The organism is Treponema zioleckii (assembly GCF_014737315.1).
In the GTDB taxonomy this organism is placed as follows: Bacteria; Spirochaetota; Spirochaetia; order Treponematales; family Treponemataceae; genus Treponema_D; species Treponema_D zioleckii.
The window spans coordinates 1-19,499 of the sequence record NZ_JPUF01000030.1 but is presented as its reverse complement, the minus strand read 5'-3'; the positions used below and the strand labels follow the sequence as shown (position 1 = coordinate 19,499).

The window sequence follows — 19,499 nt, the reverse complement described above, 5'->3', positions numbered from 1 at the left end:
GTCTTTAATGACGGAACTATTAATTGGAACAATCGGCTCAATGCTGATTATCGCAGTTTTCTTGTGTGTATCTTATTTATTCGCAATGCTAAAAATCGTCAAGAAATCGACCATTAATTCGGTCAATCAGACGATGAATACGTTGAACGAAAGAGTTGCAGGGATCTTATGCGAATATAATGACCTTGTAAAAAATCTTTCCAACGTGATTCCTGCCATCGATGACAGGGAGCAGATGAAAAGCGTAATAAAAAGCATGGGAAAAGATTTAACGGGAGACACACTCCTCTACTACGCTACCGCCGAGCAACTTTGGGACGGCGGAACACTCATAAGCCACACAGGTTGGGAAGCACCTTCTGATTTTGACTTGCAATCAAGGCAATGGCATAAAAGCGCCACAAACAACCCTGCAAAAATCTGCTACACAGAGCCTTTTACCGACGTAAACACCGGAAAAATTATCGTTACGATAAGCTACCGAGTTCTTGACAACTCTGGAAATATTATTGGTGTCTCAGCTGCAGACATTGTTCTTGACGAACTTTCAAAAATCGTAAAAGAAATCAAGGTTTCCACGCACAGCAAAATCAACATTGTTACAAAAAACGGTTTCTTTATAACAAATGATGATTTTAATGCAATTATGAACAAGAATTATTTTGATGATTGTTCGATTGCGTCATACTCAAAAGACTCGTATTTTGACGGAACACAAAAAGCATTCATCGAGGGAAAAACTTTCTACGGAGTTCACCAAATTAAAAATACGGACTGGTTCATTGTTACGGAAGGTCCTGTCTCAGATTTTTCAAGTGAATACATGAATCTTATTTTTTACGTACTTTCCGGGCTGCTAGGTCTTGTCGCAATTATGATAGTAATCGATGTTGTCCTATCAAAACGAGTTTCAAACTGTTTCAAGGTTATGGCATCAGGTTGCGAATTGATTGCGAAAGGAGACTTTTCAAAAAAATATCCTAATTATTTTACAAAAGAAGCTTTTTTGCTTGCGAATGGATTCAATACTTTTTCGGAAAGACTTCAGGGAATCATCGAGAGCATGAAAAAATCAAAAATCTCGCTCACGCAGGCAGGCGAAGATTTAAAAGCTGGAACCGAGGACACGGCCGGAGCAATTTCTCAAATTTTAAGCAGCACACAAAGCGTCGAAAACAATCTTCTTACTCAAAACAACAGCGTTGAGCAGACTGCCGGAAGTGTGAACAAAATTCTTGGAAGCATAAAGGCCCTTGAGAATCTTGTAGGAGAGCAGGCAAAATCTGTACAAGGAGCTTCCAGTGCAGTTGAACAAATGATTGGAAATATAGGCGAAGTTAACCGAAGCGTTGACAAAATGGCTGGGTCGTTCAACAAACTTGCAAATGATGCGGAATCTGGTGCAAAAACCCAGAACAAACTCCAAGAGCAAATCAGCGAAATCGAACGACAGTCTTCTCTTTTGAATGAAGCGAACACAGTAATCGCCTCAATTGCAGAACAGACAAATCTTCTTGCAATGAATGCTGCGATTGAGGCAGCCCACGCAGGCGAAGCCGGAAAAGGCTTTGCTGTCGTTGCAGATGAAATCCGAAAACTTTCAGAAACATCTTCCAATCAGTCACGCACTATCGGGGAGCAACTCCAGAATATCCAAAGCACAATTGAAACCGTTGTCATTTCCACGCAGGAAGGCGTTCAGGGCTACTCACATCTTGCGAGCGAAATTCATGCAATTGACTCGCTCGTTCAGCAAATAAAAGCGGCTATGGAAGAGCAGCAGGCTGGTTCGGCACAGATTACGAGTGCGCTCCACAACATGAACGAAAGTACCGTTCAGGTTCAGAACGCAAGCAGCGAAATGACAGCTGGAAGCCGTGCAATCATGGGAGAAGTTGGCACATTGCAGGAAGAAACCCGCGCAATGAAGCAAGGAATGTTCGAAATGAGCGAAAGTGCTCAAAAAATCAGCAGAACCGGAAAAGCGCTTTCAGAAATTTCCGAAATAATGGAGACTTCAATAAACGAAATCAGCCGGCAAGTTGACCAATTTCAAGGGTAAACATTTATTTTCGCAATAGCAATTCACCCAAGTTTATGCTATATTTTTAGCACTGAAAATAGCATAAACTTCGTGGCGGTAAAATTATGATTTTGATTAACGGAAATTTTCTTTGCAGAAATCTTACAGGAATAGAAAGATTCAGCTGGGAAATTTGCAAACAACTTGACAATCTGATTCAAAAAGACGATGACTTTGCAATTTTAGCACCAGCAAATGCAAAGAATTTTCCAGATTTCAAAAAAATCAAACTCATAATCTCAGAAAAGCCGATAAAAAGTTTTCCGAAATGGGATTTGTTCGATTTTAAGAAAGCTTGCAAAAAACACAATGCAATCGGGCTCAATTTTTCAAACACGGCTCCGCTCGGAAAAGCCTGCGGCTACGCTTTTATCCACGATATTTACGCCCACGACTTTCCAAAAGATTTTGTATCGCTAAAAGAAAAATTGATTAAGGCATATTGCAATCTGAACTACAAAAATATTGCAAAAAATGCAAAAAAAATATTTACGGTTTCTGAGTTCAGCGCAAAACAAATAAAAAAAGCCTACAAAGTTAGCGACTCGCGTCTTGCAGTAATTCCGAACGGCTGGGAGCATTTTAATTCAATTCAAAAAGATGACGGAATTTTTGAAAAATATCCAAAACTTCAAAAAAAGAATTTTTATTTTACACTCGGCTCGCTTCAAAAAAGAAAAAATCTAAAATGGATTGCAATTCACGCAAAAAATCATCCGCAAGAAATATTCGCAATTTCTGGCAGGGTAATTTCTGGCTACGAATCAGAAGAAATCAGCGAACTTTCCTCTTTGAGCAACGTGATTTTGCTGGGCTACGTTTCGGATGAAGAAGTAAAAGCTCTTATGAGCGAATGCAAGGCGTTTGTTTTTCCGTCCTATTACGAAGGTTTCGGGATTCCGCCGCTGGAGGCCATGAGCGTCGGGGCAAAAATAATCTGCGCGAATGCGGCAAGTTTGCCAGAAATATACGAAAAATCGGCTCATTACATTGACATAAATCAAAATCCGGCCGATGTTGATTTTGAAAAACTTCTCTTAGAAAAAGTAGAGCCAAATGAAAAAATCCTCGAAAAATACACTTACGAAAAATCTGCTCAAAAACTTCTTGCTGCCCTCCGAAATGGATAAAGTTTTTTGTTAGAAAATTTCGGTCAATTGATTTTGTGCTTTTTACATGCTAGAATGAAATTTATGAAAGTTGCAATAGTCCACGATTGGCTTGTTAATTACGGAGGAGCGGAGCGCGTTGTAGAGGCCATGCTCTCGCTCTATCCAGATGCAGATATTTACACACTTGTTTATGACGAAAAAAAAATCGGTAAGATTTTTCCAAAAGAAAAAGTTCACACTTCATTCATTCAAAAATGGCCAAAAGCCACAAAACTTTATACAAAATTCCTAAAATTCATGCCACAGGCATTTGAAAGTTTTGATTTCTCATCTTACGACTTAGTTTTATGCTCATCGTCAAGTTGTGCGAAGGGCGTGATTACGCCGCAGTCGGTTCCGCACATCGCGTATATCCACTCCCCTATGCGCTACGCATGGGATCAGTTTTTTGAATATCAAAAACGAAGCGGAAAACTCACCCAATTTTTTATGAACCGCTGGATGCCGTCAATTCGGCTTTGGGATTATGTTTCAAGCCAGAGAATCGACAAAATCATCTGCAATTCAAAATACATTGCAAGACGAATAAAAAAATATTGGAACCGTGAAAGCGAAGTGATTTACCCTCCTGTCGATACGACACGACTTTCCCCAAACGGCAAAGAGGCAGAGGATTTTTACGTAGTTTTTTCGAGATTTGTTCCGTATAAGAGGATTGACCTTGCCATTTCAGCCTGTGGCACGCTCAAAAAAAATCTCGTAGTGATCGGAAGTGGTTCACAAGAAAAAGAATTAAAGGAACTGGCGCAAAAATATCCAGATGCAAACATAAAATTCACCGGACGAATTTCAGATGAAGAAGTTCAGGATTATTTACAGAGATGCAAAGCCATGATTTTTAGTGCGGAAGAGGATTTTGGAATTATTCCTGTGGAAGTCCAAGCCTGCGGTCGCCCGGTAATAGCATTCCAAAAAGGCGGTGCGCTAGAAACTGTTATTGAAAATAAAACAGGAGTATTTTTTGAAAAACAAGAAAACGATGCAGTTTGCAAAGCTATCGAAAAATTTGAAGAATTAAACGAGAAAGGGATTTTTAAAACAGAAAAAATTAGTCTCGCACGCAAAAAGTTTTTCAACAGAAAGATTTTGTAAACAGCTAAAAGCAGCAATTGACAAAACGTTAGAAGAATTCAACAAATAAGGAAAATTTTATGAGAATCGCAATTGATTGCAGAATGATTGGTTCAGGCGGAATTGGCTCATACATTTCAGAATTAATTCCATATTTAATAGAAGAAAATGACACTCTTTTACTCGGCTCGCATGAGCAGTGCATGGATTTTGTGCGTCTTGAAAACGTAGAATTCTGCTTTTGCGATGTAAAGCCATTCTCAAAAAAGGAAATGTTCAATTTTCCATCGGACATTCTTGCAAGAATCAATTCTTACGACGTGTATTTTACACCGTACTGCAATATTCCGAACGGAATTACGATTCCTGTGTTTTCAACGATTCACGACGTAGTTTTCCTAGACGTCCCTGGGCTGACAAGTTTTTTTGGAAAACTCGGCCGAAAAATGATTTATCAGCGGGCAATAAACAAATCCAACACGATTTTTACAGTGTCAAAATTTTCAAAAAATCGGATTCGAGCAAATTTACGCTGTAAAAAAAATATTGTGATAACCTACAACTCAACTCCAAAATACTTGCGAGAGAATTTTAATGAAGAAAGCGAAAATGCAATCGCAAAAGAGAATTTTGTACTTTTTGTAGGCAATATAAAAAAACACAAGGGATTAAAAACGCTTCTTGAAGCTTACGAAATCGCACTAAAAAATGGTTTTTCTTCAAAACTCGTAATTGTCGGAAATGCTGACAATTTTAGGACAGGTGACGACGAAACAGTGCGAAAACTAGAATCCTTGCCAAAGGACAAAATTGAGTTCACGGGAAAAATCTCGAATCAAATGCTCAAAGAAAATTATCAGAAAGCAAAGTTTTTAGTTCAGCCGTCACTTTACGAAGGGTTCGGAATGCCTCCGCTAGAGGCAATGACGCTCGGAACGCCGGTTTTACTTTCCGACATTGAGGTTTTCAAGGAAATTTACGAAGGATTTCCAGTTCACTTTTTTAAATGCGGAGACGCAAATGACTTGGCAGAAAAAATGCTCAGTATGAAAACAGACACAATCGATTTAGGTGCACTAAAAGAAAAATATTCGTACAAAAAATCTGCCGAAACAATTTTGGAACAATTCCGCAAGGTTTATAAAAAATAAAAATCAGAGTTGGCTCAAAAACTGAAATTTTAGAGTCGCTATAAAGAAATCAAAAAGATTAAAGAGGATTTTATGATTGATGAACAATTTAAAACATCTTTACGCTCTCAATACAAACACACAAGTTCATTTATAATGGGTTGCTCAATGGCATTTACCGATGCCGTTGTAATCATGCTCGCAATCACAACAGGATTTTTTATAATGAATTTAATTACGCCAGAAGAAATTTGGCTTCGCTCATGCATAAAATACGCAATCTTCCTCCCGCTGATTTTCTGTGTTTTTTATGGTCTAGGCCTGTATCCAGGAATTACGCTCGCATCCGAAGACGAGGTTAGGCTCGCCTCAATCGGAACTTTCTTTTGCATGTGCAGCGCATCGATTGCAATAGCGACAATTAAATCTCAAAGACATTATCTTCCAATCGCAGCTGCTCTTATGATTGCATGGCCACTTTGCACAATCGGTCTTCCTGTCGTTCGAGAATTTGCACGAGGATTTTTTTGCCACTTTAGCTGGTGGGGAGTTCCTGTCGTTATTTATACGAGCGGCGACAATTACAAAGTAATTATTGACAGGCTTTTAGGAAAAAAATATTTAGGTTACAAACCGATTTTGATAATCACCTCTGATAAAATTCATACAGATAAATACAGAGGAATCACGATTATAAACAACAGCGAAGAATTAACAAAAACAATAAAAACCTTGCACATAAAGGTTGCGATTATCTGCGGCTACAAAGAGAGCGTTGAAGAAATTCAGACTAATTACCGCTACTTTATCAGGATTCCGCGAAACCAGCTTACAACGACGCTTTCATTAAAAATGAAAAACTTCGGCGGACTTTTAGGCTTTTCTTCAACAAATTATCTTACAAAAATCGAGGCATTGATTTTAAAAAGATTAATCGACATCATTTTGTGCCTAATTGCAGCGCCGTTTGTAATTTTAATCACAATTTTTGTTTCTATAGGAATAAAAATCACTTCCCCAGGCCCAATTTTTTACGGTCACAAACGTGTCGGAAAAAATCATTCTGTATTAAAGTGCTGGAAATTCCGCTCGATGTGCATTGATGCGGACGTAAAACTCAAAGAAATTTTAGCAAATGATCCAGTACGCGCAGCAGAATGGGAAAAAGATCGAAAATTTACTGACGATCCACGAGTAACAAAATTCGGCAAATTTTTGCGCAAAACAAGTTTAGATGAACTTCCGCAATTATGGAATATTTTTGTTGGAGAAATGAGTTTTATCGGTCCACGTCCTGTTACAGAACCAGAACTTATAAAATACAATAAATATGTAGATTATATTCTTTCGGTAAAACCAGGATTGAGCGGAATGTGGCAAATTTCAGGACGCAGCGACACGGGATACGAAGAGCGAATCATGCTAGACACGTATTACATTCAGAATTGGTCAATCTGGCTAGATATTTGGATAATCATCAAAACGATATACGTCGTTCTCCGTCGAAAAGGCGCATATTAATGAAAAACAAAATTGCGAATGCTTTTATTTTCTCACTTTTTTTCTCTGCAAACTTTGCAGTTTTTGGGGAGAAATTCCAAATTCAGAATGTGGAATATGAGCTTGAAAATACAAAGCAATATGCTCTTGAAAAAAAAGTTGATATTTCCCAAAAAAAAATCTTTAAAAATCAAGACGAATTTGAGAAATATCTTGATGATTTGCGGCAAAAATTCAAAAATCAGCGTATTTTTAGTTCAACAGAAGTGAATTACACACTTTCTGATTTTGATGAAGATTCTGACATTCAATACGTAAATTTAAAAATTAAAGCAACAGATTCAAAACATTTTGTTTTAGTTCCGTATCCAAAATATGACTCAAATGATGGCGCAGTTTTAAAATTAAAGCTTGAAGACTCAAATTTCTTGGGCACAATGAACAAGTTGAGTTCAGACATCAGCATCGGAACCAAAGATGGAGACTTCTCGGCAGGATTCGAGTTTAAATACGACTATCCTTTTAAACTCGGCATACTAAATGCAAATTGGTGCAACGATTTTGAGGGTTCGTATAATTTTGGAAATTCCAGCAGCGAATTTGACTTAAATACAGGACTTTCATTTGAATTACCTTTTGACTCATATTCACTTGTATTTGATATTACTCAATCTTTGGTAAAAGATTACGATTACACAAAATTCAATGACGAACTCTATTCCCAGACCGATGCAAAACTTTCAATGCCAATAAAAATTGCAGAAATAAATGATTGGGGAAATGTTGATTGGGCACCTTTTATTGAGTGCAGAATCGACTATGATAAAAATGGGATTGACTACGAAAACCAAGATTTAACGAATCCTGTGCTTACATTTGGGCACGCTTTTTTTACAAAACGAATCAACTGGTATGGAAATTTCAGGAATGGAGCACTACTCTCTTTTTCGCAATCAGTGGGATATGATTTTCAGCGAAACGAGTATCAACCGAAAATTCGGGGAGAACTTCAGGCATTCAAGGCTTTTAACTTCGCAGGGGTAGCTCTAAAAAGCATTATCTTTGCCTCAATGAATACGTCTCAAAAAATCGGTAAAAATATCCGCGGGATTCTTGATGACCAATTCTACAATGACAGCGATGAGAGGGCACTAAAAGTCTCATCCGCAATTGTAATGAACCTGGATTTTCCGATTCACATAATCACCACAGATTGGACTAGTTGGACGCAAGCTATTTTTGGCGAAGACTCATGGATAAACCGTCATTTTCAGTGGTTAAAGCACTTGAATTTCGAAATGCAGATTTCACCTTTCGTTGATATTGCGTTAACAAAAAATAAAATCACAGGAAAATGTTTTTCAGTAAGCGACGGTTGGTATGCATCGGGCATAGAAGTTTTGGTTTATCCTGCACGCTGGCGAAGCTTGGTTGTTCGGGCAAGTGCAGGATTTGATTTAGGGCAGCTGATACTTTCTAAGAAAGCACAAAACTATTATGACTCAAGTTGGCGAAGTTCAGATGTTTCGTCACACGAATTCTATGTAGGAATCGGCTTGCATTATTAAATTACTGAATATGGTACAGAGCCTTTGCCTTAAAATAACTGTCAGGCATTGACTCTGCAATTATTTTGTAAAGCTGCTCGGCGAATTTAGATTGACCTCTTTTTTCAATTCGCTCAGCCATCAAATAAATCGACTCCCAAACATGATTTTTTTGTCCCCATACAATTATTTCGTCATATTTTCCAGCTTCACGCAAAAAATCCGAAAAAGTTGTATATTCAAAGCTAGAATCATGCTCCAGCAAAAAATCATAAATATGAGTAATAGATTCAATTGAAATTAATGACGAACAAATAAGAGCCTTTTTCTCTTCATTGCGGTCTGCATAAAGATTTCCAATCTCAAACATCGCCCTTAAAGAATCACTGCAAGGCGCACGAAACAAGAGAAAAAATTTATCAACATTTTCAGGTCTGTCAGTTTCAATAATTTTTATGAATGCATTGTGAAGTCCAGAATTTTTAAAATTCTTGTCATTATCCAAAATTACTAGCAAAGCCTGTTCATATTCTTCTTTTTTTCCAGTCTCTTTTGCAAGGTCAGACAAAGCATACAAAATATCATAAACATTATTTGGAATATCCAGATATTCACGCTCGGTCCTTGCTCGCTCATAAAAATCATAGGCAACTTTGTATTCACCTTCAAGCTGATAGACACGACCAATCAAAAAATCAGCCTCTGGGTAAACTTTTTTAGACTTTAGCCATGCAATCAGTTTATAAACCGAATCGTCAAAACGCTCCGAAGAATACAAATTCAAATATTTGTTGATGAGATTTATCGCTTCATTCTCATCACGTTCTTTTAACACTTCAAGGACGTTTGGAAAAAGCTCACCAGCCTTACGAACGGCAAGCGGAGAAAGAGCAGCGTCAAGAACATAAAGTTCCCAATCAATCTCTTTTTTTCTATTTTCGCGGGCCTTGTTGGCAAGGTTAATTGCTTCGCCATATTTTCCATTGTCAAACGCAACTTGCGCATTCTCAAGAATACGCCAAGAAAGCTCTTTGCTTTCAGGCTTTTTAGGAGCTATCTGAGAAAAAACAAAATTAGAAACGAAAAACAAGCTGCAAATTAAAGCGATTTTTTTCATAAAAATTGAAGTCCTTCAAAATTATTCGAAGCCGAACAAAAGTAGCGCACATAAAAATATGCAAACAGTTTTATACTTTTATTATCGGCTTCTTTTTCTCTTAAAAGCAGTTTTTATTTCTAAAGAGATTCCAATTCCTTTCGGAACTCAGAATCAGCATCCTTCATATCGATTGTTTTTACAATCTTACCTTTTTTGAAGATTATAGCTTTTTCACCTGCACCAGCGATTCCCAAGTCCGCGTGTTTGCCTTCTCCCGGTCCGTTAACGACACAGCCCATAACGGCAACGGTTATATCTTTTTTGAGCGAAAGAAGCTCATTTTGCCACCTGTTCATAAAACCGTGAACGTCAAAACCGAGACGGCCGCAACGAGGACAAGAAACGAGTTTTACACCGCCCGATCTTTTTCCGCATTCCCGCAAAATTTCAAGACCGGTAATAACCTCGTTTGCAGGAGACGAAGAAAGACTGACGCGAATCGTATTTCCGATTCCCTCGGTAAGAAGATGTGAAAAAGCCAAAGTTGACTTTACAACGCCTGTAATCAACGGCCCCGCTTCTGTAACACCCACATGAAGCGGAATGTTAAATCTGGAAGCAAAATTTTCATTGGACTCGATAGTTTCTTGAACTGAGCTAGCTTTCATGCTAACAACAAACTGGTCAAAATTAAGTTCGTCAAAAACAGCAGCTTCGCGGGCAGCAGTCTCGCTCAACGCAACAGCACGACTAATTTCTCCAGACTCAACCTTCGCTTCAAGGTCTTTTGGAAGGCTTCCTGTATTAACACCAATTCGAATCGCAGCACCTTTGTCGCGGCAAGCGTTCACAACAGCTTCAACACGCTCACGGGCACCAATATTGCCAGGATTGATTCTGATTGCGGCTACAGGACCCTCAAGGCATTTTAAAGCCAAGCGATAATCAAAATGAATATCAGCAACCAACGGGACGGAAGTAATTTTGCAAATTTCAATAAAACTTTCCGCGCTAGCCATATCCGGAACCGCAAAACGAATAATATCGCAGCCAAGCATTTTTAATTCGGCAATCTCTTCACGAATTTTTTCGAGCCGAGTTTTGTCATCTTTTACGCCTACAATTCCCTCTTTCCACATAGTTTGAATCGTAATGGGCTCGTCACCACCGATTCCAATTCGCTGAACATTTCCAGAACCGCCCAAATAAACTGTTTTAGTTTTTAAAAATTTATTTTCAGCCATATAATTAAAAATCACCGTATAATTCAAAAAAAATCAAAATCATTTAAAAATAAAAAAGCGGAACGCAGAATCGAGAATCCCGAAAACTAAACGCACCGCTTTTTATAGCAACTCAAAAACTGATAACTATTTTTCAAGCCGTTTGATTGCAATGAATAGTGCGACAATGACTACAAGAGCAATTGTAACAACCCTTACAAATTCAGCATCAACAAGCTGAATTGCAGAAGCATTAGCAAAACCGTTTACAACCCAACCGATAACGTTTGGAACGAGCATTACTAATCCAGCAATTGCCTTCAAATAACCGTTACTAATTCCGTAACAGAAAAACCAACCGATTACACCGAAGTAAACGATAAGGCCAAGTGTTACAAGAATAACGTTCAATGTATTGCGCCAGTCAACGATTTCTTCTGAATTATTAGCCAATTTTATCCTCCTAATCAAGATTGGTTTATTTTACCACACTGAACCAAAGTCTTTCAATTGTATTTTAGATAATAAAAATATGAATAAAAAGAAATTTAAAAAAAGGGAATTGCAAAAGTTTAAGACACAAGTCCAAAACTTAAGCAATTCCCTTATATCTTCATGATTAAGATAAACTTAGCACTGAATCATTCCGAATACCATTGCGAACAAAGCAACAGTTTCACAAAGTCCGACTACCATGATGTAGTTAGAGAAACCTTTTCCTGTCTCACCAAGCGCATCAGAACCAGCCGCACCAGCTTTTCCCTGAGCGATTGCAGAGAAACACATAGCAAGACCAGCGGCGATTCCCAAGCCGAAGAAGAACAGTGGATTCTCACTAATTTTTGAAGAAGCTGCCATCTGCTGCATCAACAAAAATCCGTAGATAGTCTGTGTCAAAGGAGCACCTGCAAATACAGTCAAGATGAATGGAGCTGGTTTATTTGCCATAAAGCATCTTTTCCAAGCACCAATCGCACCCTGTCCAGCAATTCCGATTCCGATTGCAGAACCAATAGCAGCAATACCCATAACAAGACCTGCACCAATCATTCCAAAATTCATAATTTATCTCCTTTTAAGATAAGTTTCTTTTGATATGTGATTTTTATAAAACCACAATTTTTATACCTACAGCCCAGCTATTCTTCACTGAACGGTTTGTATTTAAATCCTGACCATGACATTCCCAAGTGGTTGGAGAATTCCAACGTATTCAAGCGAACACCATGAACGATTACAGAAAGCAAGTTCAAAATCATGTTCAAGCCATGACCAAAAACCAGCAACATGATGAGGAAAATAAACAAAACTGCATGACCAACAAGCGGCCCTGCCATAGTGTTTACTGTTCCACTGATTGCGGCACCTGCCAAACCAACTGCCCACAAGCGAATGTATGAAACGATGTCCGAGAACACGTTTACAACACCCAAAAGAACAGAAATAATATTCTTTACGCTTTCAAGAATCGACTTTCCGATACTTCCCTCGTAATTAGCGAAGACAAAGCTGAACAAAAAGCCAACTCCAACGAGCAGAATTGAGATTGTTCCCCAAGGAAGTCCGTAAACATCCCCTCCAATCATAGGGAAGATATTTCCGTCAACAACCATAGAAAGCACAACCCAATACATACCAATCAGCTCGATAAATGAACCAAATTCGGCAATGCACTTCAGTGACTTTTCCTTAGCATAGCGAGCCATGCCTTTCAGGTGTGCAACACAAAGCTGCAACAATGCCAGCGTAAAGCAGAATATCTGCAAGTTCTGAGCCGTGCTCAAGGTACCTTTTGAGGCATCATTAGTCCAGAACGGAACCCACTCAACCGTGTCGTAAGCGTTCGACAACGGAGGCACAGAAAGGTTCTTTAGCCAATCTGGAAGCTGGTCTGGTCGTAAACCGAACCACGTACAAGTGACAGCTCCCCATGCCATTGTGGCAACTCCCAAAAGGAGAACCAGCTTAAGCACTGCAGGAACTTTCTTACCGGCACATACGGTCTTCAAAATAAAAATCAACGTAACAGCCGTTACAAGTCCACCGTAACCGCCATCACCAAAAATCATTCCGAAGAACACCGTAAAGAACAAGAGGAACCAACCAGAAATATCATATTCATGGTAGCCCGGAACCGTTCCCAAAAAGTCCGTAAGCGGATAAATAAGGCTTACAAACCTGTTGTTCTTAAGTTTTGTCGGTACAACGTCATCTTCGGCAGGGTCTGAAGCCGCAAATGCCCATTTATTGAGCTTAACGGCATTCTCAAGCTTAGGCATCTCATCAACAGGAACGTATCCCGTGAGCCATGCCAATGCAACAGGATTCTCATCCGCCTTGCATTCGTTTGAAGAAACCACGCCAGTTTCGCTGGTAACTTTATCCTCGTAGCCCATTCCGCTACAAAGATTTTCAAGTTCAATATCTTTCGCAATGATTCCCAACGACTTTTTTAGAGAATCAACATACTGAACGTTTTTCTTAAGCTCATTCTCAATCTCAACAATTCGTTTTCGGCTATGCGAAATCTCGTCTGAAAGCTCTTTTGTTGAGCATCGAGGCATTACAACCTGATACGCTTCCGCAGGAATTCCTTCCGGTCGTTCATTCGGACTCAACGGCTCGTCAGAAACAAGCACAAATCTTGTATGAGCTTTATCCCTGTTCACAACCACAGTCTTAACATTCTCGCCGATCAAAACATATTTATCCGACGGAATTTCGAACATCGAAAGGTTGATTCCATTTTCGCCAAGTTCTGCAAAAGCAGCAGGATTAACCTCGCCCCACTTTGCAAATCGCTCAAGCTCCACAGAATCGTTTGTAACGCGGTCAAAGCAAGCTTTCTTTTCTTCAGAAAGCGCAATGACATTTTTGGCAATTTCAACAGCACGGTCGCGTACAACATCTTGCTGGGCCGGCTTGTCCTTTTTGCCAAATTTAATTTCACCAAGAAGCGAAAGTGCCTTTTCAACTTTAGAATTCTGGTCTTTATAAGAAGCTAGCTCCTCACTGTTTCCCTGAACTTCCTCAAGATGAAGAACACCAACTTTTCTAAGCGATTTGAGGGCTTCTTTGCGTTCGTTTTGAAGAACAATCAAAGAAACTTTCTTCATTGGAACTATCATGCTTCAGCCCCCTTTGCTTTTTCAGCCTCCTCGGCAAGCTTTTTAGCGGCATTTCGCTGATCAATCTTCTTTTTCGAGATTTTAGAGCGAACTACTTCACTAACCTGCTGGTCACCAAGGTAGACCGAAATTTTCTTAATATTGCTTTTTGCCTCAGGAATCTTAACCTTCTCAAAAAGGTTCACGCGCTGACTTGTAGTGCGCAATTCCTTAGAAAGCAGCCTAACCTGTTCGTCGAGAACACTGGCTTCCAAATCCAAAGAAAGTGCTTTTTCCATTCTGTCGGCAGCCATATCAATCCAAAGAGGAGTCGAATACAAATCGTAATCGCCCCTATTGAATTCAGCTCCCTCGTAAACGGGAATCGTAACGCCGGCAATATTTCCGACGCCTTTCTTTATGTTACGGACAGTTACCATGCCAGGTTTAAAAGCCTCTTCTTCGCCGAAGACACTTATCCAAACTTGAAATTCTTTTTCAAGTTCAACTCGCGCCTGTCGAACCTCTTTGGCTTTTACCTCGATAGTTCTGATTTCAGATTGAAGCTGCTGTTTTTTGAGCGTAAGAGTCGGAAGATAACGCTGATACATTTTAAGCGCATCTTTCTGAACTTTCTGCTCATTCTTTGTCAGCTTAATTTTTGCCATTCAATCCTCTCCGTAAATGCTATTTATTCGGCCAGAATTCTGTAATCAATTCAGATTTGATACCAGTCTCATCTTTGTCGAAACAGTCCGCAAGGATTTTCCAACCAAGATTAAGAGCTTCTTCCAAAGAAATGTTAACGGTCAAGTCCATCATTTCTTTTTCGAACATTACACCATATTTGAGCAACTTTTCATCCCAGTTACTCATCATAAATCCCATCGATTTTTTCTCAAGGGTGTCTTTGTAAGATGCGTAAAGACGAATCATAGCATCCATAAGGGCACGATGGTCTTTTCGGGTCTTACCGTTTACGTTCTGCTTCAATCGAGAAAGAGAACCGAACGGCTCAATTCGTCCACCCTTAAGGTAGTACTGACCTTCCGTGATATATCCAGTGTTATCAGGAACCGGGTGAGTTACGTCATCACCAGGCATTGTCGTAACGGCAAGAATCGTTACAGAACCAGCACTATCAAAGTCAACGGCCTTCTCGTATCGGGCAGCAAGCTGCGAGTACAAGTCTCCAGGATAACCTCGGTTAGAAGGAACCTGCTCCTGTGTAATTGCGATTTCCTTCATACTGTCCGCATACGAAGTCATATCGGTAAGAAGAACCAATACGTCTTTGTTCTGCAAAGCAAACTGCTCGGCAACTGCAAGCGACATATCAGGAATCTTGATACATTCTACAGTCGGGTCTGCCGCCGTATGAACGAACATTACAGTTTTGCTCAAAGAGCCGCCCTCTTCGAGTGTTTTCTTAAAGTAGAGGAAGTCGTCATATTTGAGACCCATTCCACCAAGAATGATTACATCAGCCTCAGCCTGCATAGCGATTCGTGCCAAAAGCTGGTTGTAAGGTTCACCAGAGATAGAGAAAATCGGAAGTTTCTGCGAAACGACCAATGTATTGAACATATCAATCATCGGAATGTTCGTACGCATCATGCGTGTTGCAAGAATACGTTTTGAAGGGTTTACAGAAGGACCTCCAATTGGCTTCAAGTTCTCAGCGAGAGACGGACCGTTATCCCTCGGCTCTCCAGAACCGTTGAAAATACGTCCGAGCAAATCATCGCTAAAAGAAACTTCCATTTCGTGTCCGAGGAAGCGGATGTGGTCACCAGTAGAAACACCTCGACCACCAGCAAAAACCTGCAAAGAAACCAAGTCACCGTCGATTTTGTTAACCTCTGCAAGAGATTTTCCGAATCGGGTTGTGATTTCTGCAAGTTCATTGTATTTTACGCCTTCAGCGCGGACTGTAATAACCGAACCTGTAATAGATTCAATTCTGCTGTATACTTTGTTCATTTGTGCACTGTCCTCCGCTTAAGCCTTAAGAAGACCTTCTGCTTCCGCAGTAAGTTTTCCAGATTTTGACGCATACAAAGCATCAATTTCTCTTTCTTGTTTCTTAAAGTCATCGCTTTCAAACTCTGTGTAGTTCCAGTCAAGGAACTTCTGTCGAAGCTGGTTAAAGTAAGAACGAGCCTCATCTTTGTCCGAAAGTTCAAAATTAGAACCAAGAATACCAATAAGCTTGTCGAGGTCATATTTCTGACGCTCTACAGTCGCGTTAGCATCAATCGCATCAAATGAGTTCTGCTGGAAGTAAACCGCATCAAGCATTTCTTCCTTGAGGTAAACGAGGTAATCATCAAGAGAAGTACCCTCTTCACCAACAACTTTCATCATCGAAGCAACATCAACACCACGACGCATTATGTCAAAACAGAAATCAACTTTGTCCTGCGCGATGATTCCGTGATATTTTGACCAAGACTGAATCGGGTCGATAGCAGGATATTTTCGAGCATCAGAACGAGCACGAGAAAGTCCGTGGAACGCACCAACAACCTTCAATGTAGCCTGTGTTACAGGTTCCTCAAAGTTACCACCGGCCGGAGAAACCGTACCACCGATAGTTACAGAACCCTTTGAACCATCTGGCAAAAGAACCTGGCCCGCGCGTTCGTAGAATGCGGCAATATAGGATTCCATGTAAGCAGGGAATGCTTCCTCACCAGGAATTTCCTCCAAGCGACCAGACATTTCTCGGAGAGCCTGAGCCCAACGAGATGTTGAGTCTGCAAGAAGAAGAACGTTAAGTCCCATCTGGCGATAATATTCAGCCAAAGTAACTGATGTGTAAACCGAAGCTTCTCGTGAAGCTACAGGCATTGAAGAAGTGTTACAAATGATGATTGTACGCTCCATCAAAGTCTTTCCGGTTTTTGGGTCTTTAAGTTCAGGGAACTCAGTAAGTGTCTCAACGACTTCACCCGCACGCTCACCGCAGGCAGCGATGATTACAATGTCAACGTCCGCATATTTTGAAGTCGTGTGCTGAAGAACTGTCTTACCAGCACCGAACGGGCCTGGAATACAATACGTTCCACCTTTTGCAACAGGGAAGAATGTATCGATAAGGCGAACCTTTGTAACCATTGTCTCGTTAGGAGCAAGTCGCTCTGCATAGCAGTTAACTGCACGTTTTACAGGCCACTTGAAAGACAATGTAACATTCACGTCGTTGCCTTTTTCATCTGTAATAACAGCAACAGTATCTTTGAGTGTATACTCACCTTTTTCCGCAACTGATTTTACAGTGTATGAACCAAGCAAATAGAACGGAACGAAAATCTTGTGGGTAAAAGGACCCTCAGGAACAGTTCCAACATATTCTCCGGCTTTTAGTACATCACCAACTTTTGCAGTAGGTGTAAATTCCCATTTTTTAGATTTATCAAGAGGATCTACATAAACACCTCTCTCAAGGAACCAGCCGGCTTTTTCAGCAAGCAAAGGAAGCGGGTTCTGCAAACCATCATAAACCTGACCAAGAAGACCTGGACCAAGCTCAGCAGAAAGCAAATCACCTGTAAATTCAACAGTGTCACCTGCCTTAATTCCCTTTGTCATTTCATAAACCTGAAGCTGAGCTACATTTCCGCGGATACGGATAACTTCACTTTTCAGGCTTGAATCTTCAACTTTTACATAGGCAACTTCGTTCATGGAAATATTTCCGTCAAATTCGACAGAAACCATGTTTCCATTAACGCCGACTACCTTTCCTTTTGTATCCGTCATTTATTATCTCCATTAACTCCAGAATTACTCAGAAGAGCCTTCTTTGAGTATACTATCATAGATTTTATGGTAAGAAGCCATACCAGTAGCCGCATTGAATTTTTTCATTCGTGTGGCAAGTTTCAGTCTCAAACCGTAGCTAAATACAGCATCAAGCGAAAAACCATCTGTCGGACGCATACTTTCTATAACATTAAGCCTATATTGATTCAAAAACTGTTCAGCAGCCAAAGGACTTTCCATTCCGGAAGCAGTTCGTGCCGCCTGTACAGCGTCTGGAGCAATCGACTCATTTGATGTGCTAAACTTCTTCTTCATTCGAAGCGCACGAATCTGAGCAAGCGCAAGTCTCAAACTTTTTTCCTTGTAGTTCCAAGAATCAACAAGTTTAGAACCTGTTTTAGAAGAATCAAGTGCGGGTTCAAGAGAAAGCCCGTCAAGAATCATCATACTTTTTTTGTCAAGAAAACGTGAACAGAGGTCATAATAGTATTCATAAGTAATTGGAAGATTTGAACGGTCATCGCTCACAGTAAATTCTGGAAGCTGTGACACCAAGTAATACTGATTACTCATTTTACCCCCATATAAACAGCTCAAAAAATATAAAATTTATTGGCGATTTTATTACTTAGAAGCCTCTTTCATGATAGCAGCAACTTTTGGATTCAAATATGCACTGAACAAATCAGCAACAGCCTCATCAGAAAGGTCGATGAACGCCGCACCATTGTCAATTCCTATTCTAAATCCTTTGTTGATTGAGTTGTCAACTTTAAGAGTAAGCCCCTTTTCGATTTCAGATTTTAAAGCCGACTTCAATGACGACTCAAGAGCCGAAAGGTCACTCTCATTCAGAAGAACAGCAACATTCTCTGCATCAGTTTTAGATGTCCAAGCTTTTACTGTTTCTGGGATAAGTTTTAAAAGCAAATCAGAAGAATAAGCTTTTTCAGTTTCTGAGGTTACCAAAGCAGAAAGCTCTTTTGTAACACTGTCTCTAAAAGACAAAACAAGGTTTCGGCTAGCCTGACGGATTGCGTCTTCGCTTGCTTTTTCCATACGTGCTGTCTCGTCTTTTGCCGCCTTGATAATTTTTTCAGCTTCTATCTTTTGCATCAGCGATGATTTTTTCAGCATCTTTTTTTGCCTGAGCAAGTTTCTCAGAAGCGGATTTTTCTGCAGCAGCGACACCATCTTTCTTGATCTTGTCGATCAATTCCTGTAACTGGACGTCCATGCGAACCTCGCTTATAAGTAAAATAAAAAATTAAGACTATTTACAAACGAAATAATCACTAATCTGTTTTATATTATATGCGAGTTTATCTAAAAAACAACTTAAATTTTTATCTTTTCTGGGGCTTTTTCTTAGCATTTTGCAAAATATTTCCGATAATATTTATTATTACAAAAACAAACGCTGATTTTTACTTGTGATATTGACAACAGTGCTACTATTTTATAGAATAGCACAATAATCGATTAATTGGAGGCTAGTCATGGCTGGTGCAAGTAAGAACTCTCGTACAACAGTTACAACACAGAAATTCATTTGCCCTGATTGCGGCGGTGAGATCAATATGAAGACTATGTACGAAAACGGACGACTTAGAAACCTTGCAGAATGTTCAAAATGCAAGAGACAGGAACGTCGCCCTAAAGATTTCAAATAATATTTAACTATATTTTTGAGTTTTGACAACCGACCCTAAAGTGCACTTTGGGTCGGTTTTTTTATTTTAAATCCCAGAAACTTTTCTGCCACAAATTTTACAAATCGAGCAATAAAAGCGCAAATG

General features: G+C 39.7%; 18 protein-coding genes. 7 read left to right on the top strand and 11 right to left on the bottom strand.

The annotated features are described in order from the left end of the window. Window positions 1-7 precede the first annotated feature (7 nt). The 6 genes from JI65_RS09200 to JI65_RS09175 all read left to right on the top strand — a co-directional run bounded on the left by JI65_RS09200 (window position 8) and on the right by JI65_RS09175 (window position 8,524). Complete coding sequence (locus tag JI65_RS09200) at window positions 8-2,062, top strand: methyl-accepting chemotaxis protein (RefSeq protein ID WP_191015534.1); 2,055 nt, start codon at window positions 8-10, stop codon at window positions 2,060-2,062. Window positions 2,063-2,148: 86 nt separating this feature from the next. Then, complete coding sequence (locus tag JI65_RS09195; RefSeq protein ID WP_191015532.1) at window positions 2,149-3,213, top strand: glycosyltransferase family 4 protein; 1,065 nt, start codon at window positions 2,149-2,151, stop codon at window positions 3,211-3,213. 63 nt (window positions 3,214-3,276) lie between these two features. After that, window positions 3,277-4,347, top strand: coding sequence for a glycosyltransferase (locus JI65_RS09190; RefSeq protein WP_242457207.1), 1,071 nt, complete (start codon window positions 3,277-3,279; stop codon window positions 4,345-4,347). Window positions 4,348-4,406: 59 nt separating this feature from the next. Then, window positions 4,407-5,477, top strand: coding sequence for a glycosyltransferase family 4 protein (locus tag JI65_RS09185; RefSeq protein WP_191015529.1), 1,071 nt, complete (start codon window positions 4,407-4,409; stop codon window positions 5,475-5,477). Between the two features lie 72 nt (window positions 5,478-5,549). Next, window positions 5,550-6,977, top strand: coding sequence for an exopolysaccharide biosynthesis polyprenyl glycosylphosphotransferase (locus JI65_RS09180; RefSeq protein WP_191015526.1), 1,428 nt, complete (start codon window positions 5,550-5,552; stop codon window positions 6,975-6,977). Further along, complete coding sequence (locus JI65_RS09175) at window positions 6,977-8,524, top strand: BamA/TamA family outer membrane protein (RefSeq protein WP_191015523.1); 1,548 nt, start codon at window positions 6,977-6,979, stop codon at window positions 8,522-8,524. Before JI65_RS09180 ends, JI65_RS09175 begins: the two co-directional genes overlap by 1 nt. Before the next feature lies 1 nt (window position 8,525). Here JI65_RS09175 and JI65_RS09170 read toward each other — a convergent pair whose 3' ends face one another. From JI65_RS09170 to JI65_RS17395, 11 genes are all read right to left on the bottom strand, one after another. Next, on the bottom strand, window positions 8,526-9,620 hold the full coding sequence (locus JI65_RS09170) for a hypothetical protein (protein ID WP_191015521.1): 1,095 nt from the start codon (window positions 9,618-9,620) through the stop codon (window positions 8,526-8,528). A gap of 119 nt (window positions 9,621-9,739) precedes the next feature. Then, the gene (ispG, locus tag JI65_RS09165; RefSeq protein ID WP_191015518.1) at window positions 9,740-10,846 is read right to left on the bottom strand and encodes a flavodoxin-dependent (E)-4-hydroxy-3-methylbut-2-enyl-diphosphate synthase; all 1,107 of its coding nucleotides are present in this window, start codon (window positions 10,844-10,846) and stop codon (window positions 9,740-9,742) included. Between the two features lie 126 nt (window positions 10,847-10,972). Continuing rightward, window positions 10,973-11,278, bottom strand: coding sequence for a hypothetical protein (locus JI65_RS09160; RefSeq protein ID WP_191015516.1), 306 nt, complete (start codon window positions 11,276-11,278; stop codon window positions 10,973-10,975). A gap of 177 nt (window positions 11,279-11,455) precedes the next feature. Beyond that, window positions 11,456-11,887: a V-type ATP synthase subunit K gene (locus JI65_RS09155; protein ID WP_191015513.1), complete on the bottom strand. Its 432-nt coding sequence runs from the start codon at window positions 11,885-11,887 to the stop codon at window positions 11,456-11,458. A 77-nt stretch (window positions 11,888-11,964) separates the two neighbouring features. Then, a complete protein-coding gene (locus JI65_RS09150; RefSeq protein WP_191015511.1) occupies window positions 11,965-13,953 on the bottom strand; it encodes a V-type ATP synthase subunit I in 1,989 nt (662 codons plus the stop codon). Next, the gene (locus tag JI65_RS09145) at window positions 13,950-14,600 is read right to left on the bottom strand and encodes a V-type ATP synthase subunit D (protein WP_191015508.1); all 651 of its coding nucleotides are present in this window, start codon (window positions 14,598-14,600) and stop codon (window positions 13,950-13,952) included. The genes JI65_RS09150 and JI65_RS09145 overlap by 4 nt, the downstream gene beginning before the upstream one ends. 19 nt (window positions 14,601-14,619) lie before the next feature. Beyond that, complete coding sequence (locus JI65_RS09140; protein WP_191015505.1) at window positions 14,620-15,915, bottom strand: V-type ATP synthase subunit B; 1,296 nt, start codon at window positions 15,913-15,915, stop codon at window positions 14,620-14,622. 18 nt (window positions 15,916-15,933) lie between these two features. After that, on the bottom strand, window positions 15,934-17,697 hold the full coding sequence (locus JI65_RS09135) for a V-type ATP synthase subunit A (RefSeq protein ID WP_191015503.1): 1,764 nt from the start codon (window positions 17,695-17,697) through the stop codon (window positions 15,934-15,936). A gap of 24 nt (window positions 17,698-17,721) precedes the next feature. Then, the gene (locus tag JI65_RS09130) at window positions 17,722-18,273 is read right to left on the bottom strand and encodes a DUF2764 family protein (protein ID WP_191015501.1); all 552 of its coding nucleotides are present in this window, start codon (window positions 18,271-18,273) and stop codon (window positions 17,722-17,724) included. 51 nt (window positions 18,274-18,324) lie between these two features. Continuing rightward, window positions 18,325-18,816: a V-type ATP synthase subunit E gene (locus tag JI65_RS09125; protein WP_242457206.1), complete on the bottom strand. Its 492-nt coding sequence runs from the start codon at window positions 18,814-18,816 to the stop codon at window positions 18,325-18,327. After that, window positions 18,797-18,937 carry a hypothetical protein gene (locus JI65_RS17395; protein ID WP_242457205.1) on the bottom strand — a complete coding sequence of 47 codons (141 nt, stop codon included), beginning with the start codon at window positions 18,935-18,937 and terminating at the stop codon, window positions 18,797-18,799. The genes JI65_RS09125 and JI65_RS17395 overlap by 20 nt, the downstream gene beginning before the upstream one ends. A gap of 262 nt (window positions 18,938-19,199) precedes the next feature. On the opposite strand from JI65_RS17395, the gene JI65_RS09120 reads away from it, so the two are divergent. Further along, window positions 19,200-19,373 (top strand): hypothetical protein, encoded by a 174-nt coding sequence (locus tag JI65_RS09120; RefSeq protein WP_191015498.1) that lies wholly within the window; start codon window positions 19,200-19,202, stop codon window positions 19,371-19,373. The last annotated feature ends 126 nt before the right edge of the window (window positions 19,374-19,499 follow it).

What these genes read in the sequence shown, in the direction of transcription:
- JI65_RS09200 (WP_191015534.1), top strand. Translation starts at nt 8, where the DNA reads ATGACGGAACTATTAATTGGAACAATCGGCTCAATGCTGATTATCGCA.
- JI65_RS09195 (WP_191015532.1), top strand. Translation starts at nt 2,149, where the DNA reads ATGATTTTGATTAACGGAAATTTTCTTTGCAGAAATCTTACAGGAATA.
- JI65_RS09190 (WP_242457207.1), top strand. Translation starts at nt 3,277, where the DNA reads ATGAAAGTTGCAATAGTCCACGATTGGCTTGTTAATTACGGAGGAGCG.
- JI65_RS09185 (WP_191015529.1), top strand. Translation starts at nt 4,407, where the DNA reads ATGAGAATCGCAATTGATTGCAGAATGATTGGTTCAGGCGGAATTGGC.
- JI65_RS09180 (WP_191015526.1), top strand. Translation starts at nt 5,550, where the DNA reads ATGATTGATGAACAATTTAAAACATCTTTACGCTCTCAATACAAACAC.
- JI65_RS09175 (WP_191015523.1), top strand. Translation starts at nt 6,977, where the DNA reads ATGAAAAACAAAATTGCGAATGCTTTTATTTTCTCACTTTTTTTCTCT.
- JI65_RS09170 (WP_191015521.1), bottom strand. Translation starts at nt 9,620, where the DNA reads ATGAAAAAAATCGCTTTAATTTGCAGCTTGTTTTTCGTTTCTAATTTT.
- ispG (WP_191015518.1), bottom strand. Translation starts at nt 10,846, where the DNA reads ATGGCTGAAAATAAATTTTTAAAAACTAAAACAGTTTATTTGGGCGGT.
- JI65_RS09155 (WP_191015513.1), bottom strand. Translation starts at nt 11,887, where the DNA reads ATGAATTTTGGAATGATTGGTGCAGGTCTTGTTATGGGTATTGCTGCT.
- JI65_RS09150 (WP_191015511.1), bottom strand. Translation starts at nt 13,953, where the DNA reads ATGATAGTTCCAATGAAGAAAGTTTCTTTGATTGTTCTTCAAAACGAA.
- JI65_RS09145 (WP_191015508.1), bottom strand. Translation starts at nt 14,600, where the DNA reads ATGGCAAAAATTAAGCTGACAAAGAATGAGCAGAAAGTTCAGAAAGAT.
- JI65_RS09140 (WP_191015505.1), bottom strand. Translation starts at nt 15,915, where the DNA reads ATGAACAAAGTATACAGCAGAATTGAATCTATTACAGGTTCGGTTATT.
- JI65_RS09135 (WP_191015503.1), bottom strand. Translation starts at nt 17,697, where the DNA reads ATGACGGATACAAAAGGAAAGGTAGTCGGCGTTAATGGAAACATGGTT.
- JI65_RS09130 (WP_191015501.1), bottom strand. Translation starts at nt 18,273, where the DNA reads ATGAGTAATCAGTATTACTTGGTGTCACAGCTTCCAGAATTTACTGTG.
- JI65_RS09125 (WP_242457206.1), bottom strand. Translation starts at nt 18,816, where the DNA reads ATGCAAAAGATAGAAGCTGAAAAAATTATCAAGGCGGCAAAAGACGAG.
- JI65_RS17395 (WP_242457205.1), bottom strand. Translation starts at nt 18,937, where the DNA reads ATGGACGTCCAGTTACAGGAATTGATCGACAAGATCAAGAAAGATGGT.
- JI65_RS09120 (WP_191015498.1), top strand. Translation starts at nt 19,200, where the DNA reads ATGGCTGGTGCAAGTAAGAACTCTCGTACAACAGTTACAACACAGAAA.